Annotated in this window: 10 protein-coding genes and 1 tRNA gene; 4 read left to right on the forward strand and 7 right to left on the reverse strand. The window is 34.1% G+C overall.

Going from position 1 to position 14,939, the window contains the following annotated elements:
• Positions 1–20 precede the first annotated feature (20 nt).
• Both nusA and rimP read right to left on the reverse strand, forming a co-directional pair.
• Positions 21–1,274 carry a transcription termination factor NusA gene (nusA, locus tag ACNQF9_RS02585; RefSeq protein WP_282710868.1) on the reverse strand — a complete coding sequence of 418 codons (1,254 nt, stop codon included), beginning with the start codon at positions 1,272–1,274 and terminating at the stop codon, positions 21–23.
• 13 nt (positions 1,275–1,287) lie between these two features.
• Positions 1,288–1,752 carry a ribosome assembly cofactor RimP gene (gene rimP / locus ACNQF9_RS02590; RefSeq protein ID WP_417989852.1) on the reverse strand — a complete coding sequence of 155 codons (465 nt, stop codon included), beginning with the start codon at positions 1,750–1,752 and terminating at the stop codon, positions 1,288–1,290.
• Between the two features lie 175 nt (positions 1,753–1,927).
• Here rimP and ACNQF9_RS02595 point away from each other — a divergent pair, with 175 nt between their 5' ends.
• Positions 1,928–2,752, forward strand: a complete 825-nt coding sequence (locus ACNQF9_RS02595; RefSeq protein ID WP_417958697.1) for a universal stress protein — start codon at positions 1,928–1,930, stop codon at positions 2,750–2,752.
• Between the two features lie 115 nt (positions 2,753–2,867).
• Here ACNQF9_RS02595 and ACNQF9_RS02600 read toward each other — a convergent pair.
• Positions 2,868–2,938: transfer RNA gene (locus ACNQF9_RS02600), tRNA-Gln, on the reverse strand.
• A gap of 237 nt (positions 2,939–3,175) precedes the next feature.
• Between ACNQF9_RS02600 and ACNQF9_RS02605 the strand changes: the two genes are divergently transcribed.
• Complete coding sequence (locus ACNQF9_RS02605) at positions 3,176–6,457, forward strand: glycosyltransferase family 117 protein (protein WP_417958698.1); 3,282 nt, start codon at positions 3,176–3,178, stop codon at positions 6,455–6,457.
• A 73-nt stretch (positions 6,458–6,530) separates the two neighbouring features.
• Positions 6,531–7,172 (forward strand): polysaccharide deacetylase family protein, encoded by a 642-nt coding sequence (locus ACNQF9_RS02610; RefSeq protein ID WP_417958699.1) that lies wholly within the window; start codon positions 6,531–6,533, stop codon positions 7,170–7,172.
• Positions 7,173–7,187: 15 nt separating this feature from the next.
• On the opposite strand, the gene ACNQF9_RS02615 is transcribed toward ACNQF9_RS02610, so the two are convergent.
• The 3 genes from ACNQF9_RS02615 to ACNQF9_RS02625 form a co-directional block, all read right to left on the reverse strand.
• On the reverse strand, positions 7,188–7,484 hold the full coding sequence (locus tag ACNQF9_RS02615; RefSeq protein ID WP_073352222.1) for a thioredoxin family protein: 297 nt from the start codon (positions 7,482–7,484) through the stop codon (positions 7,188–7,190).
• A gap of 63 nt (positions 7,485–7,547) precedes the next feature.
• Positions 7,548–8,792, reverse strand: a complete 1,245-nt coding sequence (locus ACNQF9_RS02620) for a metallophosphoesterase (protein WP_417958700.1) — start codon at positions 8,790–8,792, stop codon at positions 7,548–7,550.
• A 203-nt stretch (positions 8,793–8,995) separates the two neighbouring features.
• Positions 8,996–10,489: a hypothetical protein gene (locus ACNQF9_RS02625; RefSeq protein WP_417958701.1), complete on the reverse strand. Its 1,494-nt coding sequence runs from the start codon at positions 10,487–10,489 to the stop codon at positions 8,996–8,998.
• A 356-nt stretch (positions 10,490–10,845) separates the two neighbouring features.
• Between ACNQF9_RS02625 and polA the strand changes: the two genes are divergently transcribed.
• A complete protein-coding gene (polA, locus tag ACNQF9_RS02630) occupies positions 10,846–13,686 on the forward strand; it encodes a DNA polymerase I (RefSeq protein ID WP_417958702.1) in 2,841 nt (946 codons plus the stop codon).
• Between the two features lie 85 nt (positions 13,687–13,771).
• Here polA and ACNQF9_RS02635 read toward each other — a convergent pair whose 3' ends face one another.
• A complete protein-coding gene (locus ACNQF9_RS02635; RefSeq protein WP_417958703.1) occupies positions 13,772–14,794 on the reverse strand; it encodes a LacI family DNA-binding transcriptional regulator in 1,023 nt (340 codons plus the stop codon).
• Between the last annotated feature and the right edge of the window lie 145 nt (positions 14,795–14,939).

A 14,939-nucleotide genomic window follows, 5' to 3' on the forward strand; every position in this document is an offset into this window, starting at 1 on the left:
TATCGTTGAAGACACATTGACTAACTGTCAAATTCTTCTTTCAATATTCTCATTACATCCAGAATAGTTTCCTCTTCCAGGTCTGTTCTTCTTACTAAATCTTCTACATCTTGTTTTAAAATACTTTTCGCAGTATCCAACCCAATTTTTGCAAATTCTTCAATAACCCAGTCTTCGATTTCATCCGAAAACTCAGTTAATTCAACATCATCCTCATCAGCGGTTGCACCAGCAACATCACCTTCACGAATAACATCTAATTCATAGCCCGTCAATAAACCAGCTAATTTAATATTGTGTCCACCACGACCAATTGCCTTTGAAACTTCTTCAAGCTTCAAGAAAACCTCTGCTCTTTTAGTATCTTCATTGATTTTAATCGAAGAAACTTTAGCAGGACTTAATGCTCTTGTGATAAACAACTGTATGTTACTGGTATAATTAATAACATCTATATTTTCATTCCCTAATTCACGAACAATTCCATGTATCCTTGAGCCTTTCATACCTACACAAGCTCCAACAGGATCAATCCGATCGTCATAAGAATCTACGGCTACTTTTGCTTTTTCACCTGGAATTCTCACGACTTTTTTAACCATGATCAAACCGTCGAACACTTCCGGAATTTCTTGTTCAAATAATTTTTCTAAAAACTTCTCAGAAGTTCTAGACATAATAATTTGAGGTTTATTACCTTTCAATTCAACACTTTCAATTATTCCCCTTACATTATCTCCCTTTCGGAAAAAGTCAGAAGGTATTTGTTTTTCTTTTGGCAAAATAATTTCATTCCCTTCATCGTCCACTAAAATAACAACTCTTGGACGCACATGATGCACTTCAGCTGTGTAAATATCGCCAATTAAATCTTTAAATTGCTTGTAAAGATTTGTGTTGTCATGTTCATGAATTTTTGAAATTAAGTTTTGACGCAACGCTAGAATCGCTCTTCTACCTAAATCAATTAATTTCACTTCTTCGGAAACCTCTTCACCAATTTCGAAGTCAGGCTCTATTTTTCTGGCTTCAGTCAATGTAATCTCAAGGTGATCAAAATCCAAATCTTCATCAGCAACGATCACTCTTCTTTGCCATATCTCCATATCTCCTTTGTCAGGATTTATAATGATATCAAAATTATCATCTGAACCGTATTTTTTCTTCAATGCATTTCTAAATACATCTTCTAAAATTGCCATAAGCGTTACACGATCAATAAGTTTATCATCTTTAAACTCTGAGAATGAATCGATTAATGCTAAATTTTCCATGCGAATTCTTTAATTAAAATGTTACTGTAACAATTGCTTCTTTTATATCCACGTAAGGCAACTTAAGTTCTTTTTGAACTGTTTCCTTTCCTTTTCCAATTTTTTTAGGCTCTCTTGCTTTCCAAGACAAAATTACAAAATCATCATTAGCTTCCACTAATTCAGCTTCAATTATTTCTGTTCCAGTTTTCACAATCAAAGTTCGCCCTACATTTTTCTTGTACTGCCTTACTAATTTTAATGCTGAGCCTACACCTACTGAGGCTACTTCTAAAGAGTAATCTTGTTCCTCACGATCCAAGCTATTGTCTATAAAACGGCTCACATCAATACAATCTTGAAGCGCCACTCCATTATCACCATCCAAAGCCACAATAACCTTGAAAGCATCAGTGACAGTAAGGTCTATCAAAAAGACTGATGGCTTTTCTAAAAGGCATTCTGCCAATAACGAGTTTACTTTTTCTTTAAATGTCATATTTTTATAAAAAGAGGGGACATTTAGTCCCCTCATTATCTAGATTTTAATAAATAACGGTGCAAATATAGTGTTTTTTTTTATAAATTAAAATAATCGATTGCTGTAAAATAATTTCTTATCTTTATTATAGCATTAAAATAACAGTTTTCATATAATTTAACACTTTCTAACGATGAAACGCATTTTAGTCCCCACCGATTTTTCTGAACACGCTGAAAACGCACTAAAAACAGCCGCCATAATTGCAAAAAAAAATAAAGGCGAAATTTTTCTATTGCATTTATTAGAACTTCCAAACCAGATGAACGACGCGATTGTAAATGGCAGTAGCATTCCTGAAGTAATGCTTTTCATCAAAAAAGCAAACGAAACACTTCAAAAAATCAAAGAGCAATCCTATTTAGACGGAATTTCCGTAATCGCATCTGTACAATTTGAAAGAGCGTTTAATGGCATCCTAGGTTTTAATAAAAAAAATAAAATTGACTTAATCGTTATGGGATCTCACGGCACTTCAGGTATTGAAGAAATTCTTATTGGCTCTAATACCGAAAAAGTGGTGCGACTATCCGATGTCCCTGTTTTAGTAATAAAAAACGATGTAAAAGAATTAAAATTTAAAAATTTTGTATTTGCCTCCGATTTTTCAAAAGAAATAGAAAAGCCATTTAAAAAAATGATAGAGTTTGTTACCATTTTTGACGCCAATCTTTTTTTAGTAATGATTTGCACGCCCAATAGCTTTAAGACCACTCTTGCTGCTGAAAAAACAATGAGTAAATTTATCGCTCAACACACTATTGAAAACTACTCTTTACACATATTTAATGATGCCAATATTGAAAACGGAATCACCAATTTTGCAAAAACAATCGATGCCGATTTAATTGGACTTTGCACACATGGTAGAACCGGATTAGCTCATTTTTTTAATGGAAGTGTTAGTGAAGACCTAGCCAATCACATTCCTCGACCTGTCATTACATTCAAAATTTAACTTATCTCCAGAGTCAATACAACAGAGAAAACCTGCGCTCCTTAGACCTTAAAACCTCACCTAACTCCGAAAAAATATTGCATAAAAAAAGCCCTCAAAAATTGAGGGCTTTAAGTTGGTCTACAAGGACTCGAACCTTGAACGACTGCACCAAAAACAGTTGTGTTACCATTACACCATAGACCAGCATTGCTGCTAAGCGAGTGCAAATTTAAAATAAATTTTAGTTTGCGCAAACTTTTTTTGCCTTTTTATGAAAAAAAAATTGTCTAAATCAAATTTAATTTCAAAAACAAAATAAAACCCTTTACAATCAGTGCGTTACTGAAGTGTAATACTTTTCCAGAAAATAATGTTAATGGTAGGACGGTTAAACAAAAAAACATTTTCTTTGTAACTTACAATTCAATTAAATTTTAGTACATGGAGAAAGTAGCATTCAATTTCAATAAATGGAATACAATTATTGGTTGGCTTACATTTGGAATCGCATTATTAACCTACACTTTGACTGTTGAGCCCACCATGAGTTTTTGGGATTGTGGCGAATACATTGCCACCGCTGCTAAATTAGAAGTAGGACACCCACCGGGCGCTCCATTGTATCAGATGATTGGAGCTTTTTTTGCGATGTTTGCTTTTGATGAAACAAAAATTGCTTTAATGGTCAATATGATGTCCGTATTTTCGAGTGCATTTACCATTTTGTTTTTGTTTTGGTCTTCATCGATGCTCTTAAAAAAATTGGTTTCTCGATTTTCAGAAATAAATAAGAACAATGAAATTGTAATATTAGGAAGTTCATTTGTAGGTGCTTTGGCTTACACATTCTCGGATAGTTTCTGGTACAACGCCGTAGAAGCCGAAGTTTATGCCATGGCTTCATTATTGATCGCTTTATTATTTTGGCTGGGATTACGCTGGGAGCAAGAAATGAATGCTCCAAGAGGAAATAAATGGTTATTAATCATTTCTCTTGTGGTTGGACTTTCATTTGGCGTACACTTCATGGCTTTACTAACAATTCCAGCAATAGGTTTTATGTATTTTTTTAAAAACTATAAAGTGGTTACTATCAAGAATTTTCTAATTGCAAATCTTGTAGTAATTGCTATTTTACTTTTTATCTTCAAATTACTTCTTCCTATGACTATGGGATTTTTTGGTAAAACAGAGGTTTTCATGGTAAATAGTTTGGGATTACCATTTGATTCTGGGACAATATTTGTCGGACTACTGCTAATAGCTTTCTTTTATTTTGGATTAAAATACACCAAACAAAAAGGGCTGGTACTTTACAATACTATCATACTTTGTATTTTATTTATTCTAATTGGTTTCTCCACATGGATGATGCTACCTATTAGAGCAAATGCAAATACGGTAATTAACGAAAACAAACCCTCTGATGCTAGGGAGGTCCTGGCCTATTACAACAGAGAACAATATGGTGTAAATCCATTGTTCTATGGCCCACAATATACTGAAGGCTTTGCCGGTTTAGATGAAAAAACACCTTATATGGATAAGGCGCCCAATTATGAAAGAGACTACAAAACTGGTACATATGTAATTGTAAATAATTTCAAAAATGCGGATCAAAATACAGACGACAATCACAAAACTATTTTACCAAGAATGTGGAGTGGCGATCATATTGAAAACTATATGAATTTCACGAATCCTCCTGAATTCAGATTAAACCCTAATTATCCATACGAAGATGATTTAGCCAAATATGGGATAGATCCAAGCCAATTAAGTGAGGAAGATTACAATAAAGCGATTGCTCAATTGAAAAATGAAACCGAAAAAACGGTTAATGAATTCAGACAAGCCTACGCTCAGAAACAAATTGACAATGAAGGTTATATAAAATTTCTTAAGAGCTATGGTGATTACTTAATAGTTGACAAACCAACAACAGCTGACAATCTTGGCTTTATGACTGAATACCAGTTTGGCTACATGTATTGGAGATATCTAATGTGGAATTTTGTGGGGCGTCAAAATGATGTTCAAGGCAGGTATGATTATTTAGATGGTAACTGGCTTAGCGGAATATCATTTATAGACGAACTGCATTTAGGAAGTCAAGAAAATCTGCCATCGGATGTGTTAAACAATAAAGGTCGAAACGTATATTTCTTCTTGCCCTTTATTCTTGGACTTATCGGCTTAATGTACCATGCGAATAAAGATTTAAAAAGCTTCTATGTACTACTCGCTTTATTCCTTTTTACAGGAATAGCGTTGAAAATCTACTTGAACGAAAGACCCTTTGAACCGAGAGAAAGGGATTATGCCCTAGTAGGTTCCTTTTATGTATTTGCCATTTGGATAGGCTTTGGTGTTTATGCATTGTACGAAAGTGCCACAAAATATTTAGCTCCAAAAATTGCAGGTCCAATAATAATTGCAGCAAGTTTGTTAGCTGCACCGGTACTTATGGCAGCTCAAAACTGGGATGATCATGATCGTTCTGGGAAATATACTGCCGTAGCTATGGCAAAAGCGTATCTTACTTCATGTGATCCTGATGCCATATTATTTACCATTGGTGACAACGATACCTTCCCACTTTGGTATGCGCAGGAAATTGAAAAAGTGAGAACAGATGTCAAAATTGTGAACACTAGTTTATTCATGACAGACTGGTATATCGACCAAATGAAGACTAAAACCTACGAATCAGATCCTTTGCCTATTTCGTTTACACACGATCAATATGTGGGAGATAAGCTGGACTATGTAGCGCACATTCCTAAAGTTGAAACCCGTTGGGATATAAAGGATTTTATAGATTTTATAAAAAACCCAAAATCAACTGTAGAAATGCAAAACGGACAAACCATTCATTTTTACCCTACCAATAAAATTAGAATTCCAGTAGACAAAAATATTATTATTAAAAACAAAGTGGTCTCTGCTAAATACAATGATTCCATAGTTCCCTATATTGACATAGATATAAAAGGCAATGCGTTGTATAAAAACAGATTAATGATGCTGGATATCGTTGCCAATAACAATTGGAAACGCCCTATTTATTTCAGTGGAGGCGCTTTTGACAACGAAGATTATATCTGGATGAAAGAATACCTTCAACTCGAAGGAATGGTATACAAATTAGTACCTGTAAGAACAATAATCCCTAAAGATGGAGGTCCGCTTGAAATGGGACAAATAGACTCTGACAAAATGTTTGCCAAGGTTATGAAATGGGATTGGGGAAATAGTGAGAGCAGTACAATATATCACGATCCGGAGACCCGAAGAAATAGTATAAATTATCGTTCTTACCTTTCCAGATTAATGAATCAATTGATTATTGAAGGTAAAATAGACAAAGCAAAAATTATAATCGATTTGGCTATGACAAAAATGCCTTTGGACTACTTCGGTTATTACTCGTTAGTTGAGCCTTTTGCAGGAGGATATTATAAGATTAATGAGAAAGCAAAAGCACATCGACTGCTAGAAAAACTAATAGGTAAATATCAGGAAAACCTCAATTATTATGGCAATCTTAAATCTTCAGAACAAAGCAGTATTGCAACGCCTATCATAATAGATCTTGAGCGTTACAGAAGTCTGCTGCAAGTCATGAAAGAAAATGGCGATATCGATTTTTACAACAAGAATAAAACAACATTCAATACGTACATCAAAATGTTTGAACGTTTTGGACGTGAAAAAGAGTAATTTTAAATACCAATTAGAAAAGATAGCGATTTTGAAAAAATGTCGCTGTCTTTTTTTATTTTAAAAAGGAAAAATGAAATTCTACTGGATAAAGACGCATTGGATCATCAAAAAAATATTCTCTAATTATACCTGGGATGTTTCCAAAGGCCAAAATACGGTATATCTCACATTTGATGACGGCCCTATTCCAGAAGTTACTACATGGGTGTTAGACGAATTAAAAAAATACGACTTAAAAGCTACTTTTTTTTGTATTGGAGAAAACATTAAAAAAAACCCCGATTTATTCAAAAAAATAATCTGCGAAGGCCATGCTATAGGCAACCATACCTTCAATCATCTAAATGGTTGGAAAACGCCAACTGGAGCTTATATTGAAAATACACAACTGTGCAAAGAAGTAATAGAACAAACTGTCAATTCTAATCTAAAAACTAAAATTTTTCGTCCACCTTACGGCAAATTAAAAACCGCACAATCCATAGCACTGCGGAAATTAGGATACCAAATAATTATGTGGGATGTGCTTAGCGCTGATTTTGACACCACTATTCCAAAAGAACAATGCTTGCAGAATGTGATAACAAATGTAAAGCCAGGAAGTATTATCGTTTTTCACGATAGTCTAAAAGCATTCAAAAATCTGGAATACGTACTGCCAAAAACTCTTGAATTTTTAAAAGAAAAAAATTATACTTGTGCCGTTTTGTAACCTGCAGAGCCAATTTTACAATTGTTCCTGAACAATTCCAATTAAAGTATTGGCATCTAACTCCCCAGACTGTCTCCAGATCATTTGACCTTGTTTGTAAATCATCAAAGTAGGCAAACCTTTGATTCGTAAAGCATCTGCTAATTCTTGATTTTTATCCACATCAATTTTAATAACTTTTGCTTTATCACCAAGAGCAGCTGCTACATCTCTGATAACAGGATGCATTGAAACGGAAGATTCATTCCATTCTGTGTAGAAATCAATTAACACAGGTACTTGAGTATTTATAAGTTCTCCAAATTTTGACATAAACCAAAAATTTAATTTTTTAAATTCACTAAAAAGAGATATTTATTTTACAAATGTAGCATTTTAAACGTATTCAGCCACATTAACACCTTTTTTTAGTTCAATGACTGTTATTTCCGGCATAATACCTACTCTGCCTGGATATGCATGAAATCCAAATCCTCTATTTACATAAACGTATCTTCCGAGGTTTTCATATAATCCAGCCCATTGTTTGTAAACATATTGCGCTAAACTCCATTTGAAATAACCTGGGATTTCAATACCAAATTGCATTCCATGTGTATGACCGGAAAGTGTGAGGTGATAATGTTTATCGTCATGTTGCACTACATGCTCCCAGTGCGAGGGATCATGACTCATCAAAATCTTGAAATCTTCTTTCTTTAACTGCCCTGAAGCTTTAGTTAAATCTCCTGCCTGTTTGAAGTTATGTCCCCAGTTTTCGACGCCTACCAATGCAATTTTAGCATCTCCCTTTTCAATAAATGTATGTTCATTCAATAATAAATTAAAGCCTATTTCCCCATACAAATTTTTTATAGCTTTAAAATTGGCCTCTTTTGCTGCTTCTGTTGGCCATGTAATGTATTCACCATAATCGTGATTCCCCAGTACGGAATATTTACCATAATCGTGTTTTTTAATCCTATTGAATGTCTCTATCCACGGGTGCATTTCCTTCGCGTCAGTGTTCACAATATCACCCGTAAATAAGATAAGATCCGAATTTTGCTCATTAACTAAATCAATCGCATAATTAATTTTATCCGGATTATCAAAACTTCCGCTGTGAACATCTGATATTTGAGTAATAGTAAAACCATCGAAAGCATCCGGTAAATCAGGAAAAAAAATCTGTTGCTTGATTACTTTATAATTGTATTTTCCTATAGTCACTCCGTAAATTAAAGATAAAAAGGGAACTGCCGCTAATCCCAACCCTATTTGACTAACAAATTTTCTTCTGGAATTCAAAAAATCTGAACCTTTGTCATAATTAACAAAGAATTTAACGGTTCCAGTTGCTAACCTAAAAATATCTTCTCCTATTAATACAAGAGTTAAAATTAATTTTGGAACATAAACTATCAATAACAGCCCCATAACAACCATCATTTCTTTGGTCTGACCCTTACTTCGGTCAAACTGCATCAAAGAATAAACAATGTATATTAAAACGAGTAGGCTTGCTAGCTGAATTGAAAATAATACTGGTCTTGATTTTATCAAAGTTTTCAGTACTTGAAAAGTATATAGTTCAACAATAAGAAGGATTAAAGAAAGAAATACGATACGGAAGATCATTTTAAAAAAATTTTACACAAAATAACAAAACAATTAATTAAAACAGATTCTAATTAATTAAAATTTAACTCTTGACCGTCCTATTATAAACCCACATCCTCTTTTAAATAATATAAATTAAATAGTGTAATGGTAAATTATAATTCAATAAACAGCATTAATTAGTGTGATAATTAATGCTGTTTTTTGAATGATAATTATTACTATTTTATAACCAATGTCATGTTAGGAGTTATCATACTATCTGTAAGCATCGTAGAGGAATAACGTTGCGCATATACTTCTACATAATCATTGGTATTCAACTCTACTAAAGCGTTTAATGGTAATACCACTATATCACTGGCAACAGTACCACGCCCATAAATCTTGTATTGAGTAACAACAGCAGTGTTTTTGGCTATATAAATAATATACGTGCCTGGATTTGTAACTTGAAAAGATATAGAACCCGTTACTTGAAAAAATCGTTTCTTTTTTCCTAAATATGTAAGTCGATTGTTTAAGCCTGAGGTAGAAAATCTAAATAAATTTGTTGAAGCCGAGACCCCTTGTACTTTTATAATATTACTTGGATTAGCCGTATTAAAATTTGTTCCAGCACCAGAACCAACTGGATAATCGACAGAAAACTCTCCCACAGCGGTAGCATCTGTCTCGTTGGGTATACCGGCACTACGGACATTCCAGCTATTGTTAAAATTATACCCCGAATAACTCCCGGTAGTGTAGCCGCTTACATACTTCCCAGACGTTACTGTACCTGTAAACACTACTGTCTCCATAACAGCATCCCCAGTTATAGTTGGATTAGATGAAACGTCAAATCCAATAGATGTTCCCGTCACCTCACTGAAACCACCTTGTTTTTGTACTAACCCAAAGGTTCCTTGTAATTTTTCATAAGTCCCTGAATTATTACTAAACCAAGCTACATTACTTATCAATAATTTACTAATACTATCATACGTGATTCCTGAAGCGTTCCCTACAAATTGAACAATACTTACAAATACCAATCCAAATCCAGTTACACTACCTACGTTAGAACACCCTCCCACGATAGCATCTCTAAGAATCAGATTTTGTGCTGCCGTACCACTTAAATTAAAGGCTTTTCCTCCTCCTGTAACTTGAATTGTTACATTTCTAATACTTCCTCCTGAGGCTCCATCAAAAAGATTTCCTGAAGTTCTGATCAACTTATCTTCATTTGCATCCAAACCAGAAACATAGGAGTTATTTAAGTCTATTGGTAAATCTAGTGTTATAGCTCCATTTATTTCATAATACGTACTCACATCCAAAAGATATTTAGTATTTCCTCCAGCTGCTTTCTCTGCTGCTAAAACGGTAGCTAAAACATCAGTAGATTTTATACGTTTAAATTTTAATCGGTCACTTGTACCACTATTTAAAACATTCCATAGGGATAAGGTTGAATTGAAGTGATAAAAAGACTTTAAAGTGGTATCATACACCATTAAGCCATCTGCTGGAGAAACTATAGCAATTCTTTCTGCTGTGGTCATCCTTGGTGTCAACATCCCTTGGGTTGTGGAGGACACATCCAATATTGAACTGGCATGAGGCGCAGTCGTACCAATTCCTACTTGCCCAAACATGTTTGTCGTTATTGTCATACAAAATAACAAACAGGCTTGAACTACCCTTTTAGCAAAGTAATGTTTTTTCATAATAAATAAATTAAATGATTGGAGACAAATACTGGTATTAACAACAGTACTATAATTCAAATTTAATCCTTTTATCGGTTAAATATGTTTTTAGTCGATAAAAATGGCTGTTTTTAGGTTAATATGTTTATAATCTTACAGTTTTAAACATCCTAAAAGTACATCTGTTTTCATTTGTAATTATTTTCCTGTTTATAAGATTAGAGAGATGGATTGCTTAAAGTCGTTTACATTAAGTGTAGCCCCTTTTTTCTCTTAATTTGGTTAAAAAAAACCTTCAAAAGAAATATTTGATTCCTTCACTCCTTTATCTGGCAAGTTTTGTACTTTTGAAAACTTTATCAAAATCCCAATTTATGTCACAACAAAAACGCCTCTTTCTTTTAGATGCCTATGCGTTAATCTTTCGAGGATATTACGCTTTCATAAAAAATCCAAGAATCAATTCTAAAGGAATGGACACATCCGCCATTATGGGATTTATGAATTCTTTAATGGATGTTATTAAAAGAGAGAAACCAGATCATTTAGCTGTTGCTTTTGACAATGGTGGAAGCCAACTTAGAAATGAAATATTTCCTGAATATAAAGCCCACCGTGATGCTACACCTGAAGCTATAAAAATTGCCATTCCTTATATCCAAGATTTACTTAAAGCCATGCACATTCCTATAATTGAAGTCAAGGGCTATGAAGCAGACGACTTAATTGGGACTATTGCAAAACAAGCCGAAAAAGAAAATTATAAGGTTTTTATGGTTACACCTGATAAAGATTTTGCACAACTGGTTTCCGAAAATATTTTCATGTACAAACCTGCTCGAATGGGTAACGGAATAGAAATCTGGGGAATTCCGGAAGTTCTAGCCAAATTTGATATTGAAAGACCAGATCAAGTAATCGACTTTTTAGGAATGATGGGTGATGCTGCCGATAATATCCCAGGGCTACCTGGTGTAGGCGAAGTAACCGCTAAGAAACTTTTGAAAGAATTTGGAACCATGGAAAATCTTTTAGCCAATACGGATAAGCTAAAAGGAAAAATGAGAGAAAATATTGAAGCCAATAAAGACAAAGGGTTGTTGTCTAAAACTCTGGCTACAATTTTACTGGATTGCCCCGTTATTTTTGATGAGAAAGATTATGAATTATCAACTCCTGATGTCGAAAAAACGGATGCCCTTTTCAACGAATTGGAATTTCGAAGAATGGCGGAACAATTTGATGCCATATTTAAAAAAGGGATTACCCCAGCAGGCAGTACTACCATCGACGAAACAAAATTACACAAAAAAACTGCCCCTAAAAACGAAGAACAGTTCGACCTTTTTGGAAGTGCCATTCAGGACGATTCATCTGATGAAGCGCGCCATCAATTTTATAATAATTTAGAAAACACTGCTCATTCATACCAGATAATCCAAGGAGATTTAGGGTTAAAATTACTATTGCAAAACTTACAAAACCAATCATCGGTATGTTTTGATACCGAAACCACTGGACTAGATGCTTTACATGCTGAATTGGTAGGAATCTCTTTTTCGTATGAAAAAGGAAAAGGATTTTACATTCCTTTTCCCGAAAACCAACAAGAAGCACAAACTTTAATCGAGAAATTCATTCCTTTCTTCGAAAATGAAAATATTGAAAAAATAGGGCAAAATTTAAAATATGATTTGAAAATTCTGTCCAATTACAATGTTACCGTTAAAGGAAAATTATTCGATACCATGATTGCCCATTATCTGATCAATCCAGATATGCGTCATAATATGGATATTTTATCGGAAACGTATTTAAAATATTCGCCCCAATCCATTGAAACTTTAATTGGTAAAAAAGGAAAAAACCAGAAATCAATGCGTGATGTTGAACTAGAAGAAATTAAAGAGTATGCCGTTGAAGATGCTGATGTAACCTTACAACTTAGGGAAATTTTTACTTTAGAATTAGACAAAACTGGAACCAAAAAACTTTTTGAGGAAATCGAAATCCCACTGGTAAACGTTTTGGCAGATATGGAAAAAGAAGGCATTCGCGTGGATGTTGATTTCTTAAAATCACTGTCAAAAACATTAGATGATGATATCAAAATTCTAGAAGCAAACATATTTGAAACTGCTGGCGAGAAATTCAATTTAGCCTCCCCAAAACAATTGGGTGCTGTTTTATTTGACAAATTAAAAATTGGCGGGGCTAAACAAAAGAAAACCAAAACAGGACAATATGCTACTGGAGAAGAAATCTTGAGTTATTTAGCTACTGATAATCCTATAGTAAAAGACATTCTGGATTGGCGACAATTGATTAAGTTACAAAACACGTATGTTGACGCACTACCCAATCAAGTAGATAAAATTACCCAGCGCATTCACACTGATTACATGCAAACCGTGGCAGCAACTGGACGCCTGAGTTCGAACAATCCCAACTTGCAGAATATTCCGATCCGTACTGAAAGAGGAAGACAGATCCGGAAAGCATTTGTAGCCCGAGATGAAAATCACACTATTGTTTCTGCCGATTATTCTCAGATAGAATTGCGAATTATTGCTGCTCTAAGCGGGGAAGAAAACATGATTGCCGCCTTCCAAAATCATGAAGACATTCACAAATCTACTGCTTCAAAAGTATTTAATGTTCCATTGGAAGAAGTGACCCGCGAGCAACGAAGTCATGCCAAAACGGTAAATTTCGGAATTATATATGGGGTTTCGGCTTTTGGATTGAGCAATCAAACGAACTTATCTCGCAAAGAGAGCGCTGATTTAATTGAGGCGTATTATCAAACCTATCCAAGATTAAAATCTTACATTCAGGAACAAATAGATTTTGCAAGAGAGAACGGATATGTGCAAACAATCCTTGGGCGTCGCCGCTATTTAAAAGATATCAACTCACAAAACGCCATTGTTCGTGGCGGTGCAGAACGAAACGCGGTCAACGCCCCGATACAAGGAAGCGCTGCTGATATCATCAAAATTGCGATGATTAACATTCATCAAAAACTCACATCTGAAAGCTGGAAAAGTAAAATGCTGTTGCAGGTTCACGATGAGCTTGTTTTCGATGTACACAATTCGGAACTCGAAAAAATCAAACCAATGATTAAACACGAAATGGAACATGCCTTCACACTTGCAGTTCCTTTAGACGTTGATTTAGGAGCAGGAAAAGACTGGCTGGAAGCGCATTAAAATTATCTTTTATTCTATCCAAAAAAAAATCTCTAATCGTTCAAAAACGATTAGAGATTTTTTTGTAGTTATAGAAAATGAGTTGCTACAATTTTCTTGTTGACTCTCTTTCTTTCAATTTAGTTTTAATGACAACGGTTTCATAAGGAACATGCTCTTCTTTAGATTCTAACCTGTCGATAAGCAATTTAGCGGCTACTTCTCCTATTTCGATTCCGTGCTGACTTACCGTCGTTAAACTGGGAGACAATCTACGGGAAGCAAGAATCCCATCGGCAAAACCAATAATTGAAATATCCTCAGGCACTTTATATCCTTTTTTAAGTGCAATACGTAAAGCGGCAACAGAATCATTTTCTTCCAAAGCAAAAATGCCATCTATTTTATTTTCAAAAACTTTTTCGATTTTATCTTTTAAATCCTCTTCGGAGTCCGTTCTTAAAATAATATCATTATTAACTGAAATATTATTATTATTTAATGCTTTTAGATACCCCTCGACTCTTAGTTTTCCAACACTTAGATTATCAATAGAGGATAACAAGGCAATATTTTTACACCCTAAATCAATTAAATGTTGGGTAGAATTTAATGCTGAATCAAAATCATTAACTATTACTTTGTCACAATCGACACCATCGGCAATTCGATCAAACATAACAATTGGGGTTCCATCATTAATGATTGCCGAAAAATGGTCGTAATCGTGATTTTTTTGGGCTTCTTCAGAAACAGAAACAATAAATCCATCAATCGTTCCGTTACTCAGCATTTCCAGCGTATGCGCCTCTTTCTCTGACGATTCGTTAGAGATACACATTATAACATTGTATCCTTTTTCATCTGCTACTTTTTCGATACCACTAAATACTTTAGCAAAAAAAGAATTTAGAATATTTGGTATAATAACTCCTATAGTTTTTGTTTTTCTGTTTTTAAGATTCAGACCAATAACGTTAGGTTTGTAGTTTTTGAGTTTTGCGTATTCTTTAATTTTAACTTTAGTTAACTCACTAATCTCCGGACTATCGTTAAGTGCTTTCGAAACTGTTGAGACCGAAACATTAAGTTCTTTTGCTATTTGTTTTAATGTAGCTTTAGCTTTCATAAATTTAAAATATTAACGAGGGGAAGAGGAGACTATATGGTAATTATACAAACTATTTCAACAATTCTATAATAATAACCATTAAAATTAAACCAACTTTACATTTCAATTAATTGAAAATCAATACCTAAGACGTGGTTTTTTA

The organism is Flavobacterium amylolyticum (genome assembly GCF_048284335.1).
In the GTDB taxonomy this organism is placed as follows: domain Bacteria; phylum Bacteroidota; class Bacteroidia; order Flavobacteriales; family Flavobacteriaceae; genus Flavobacterium.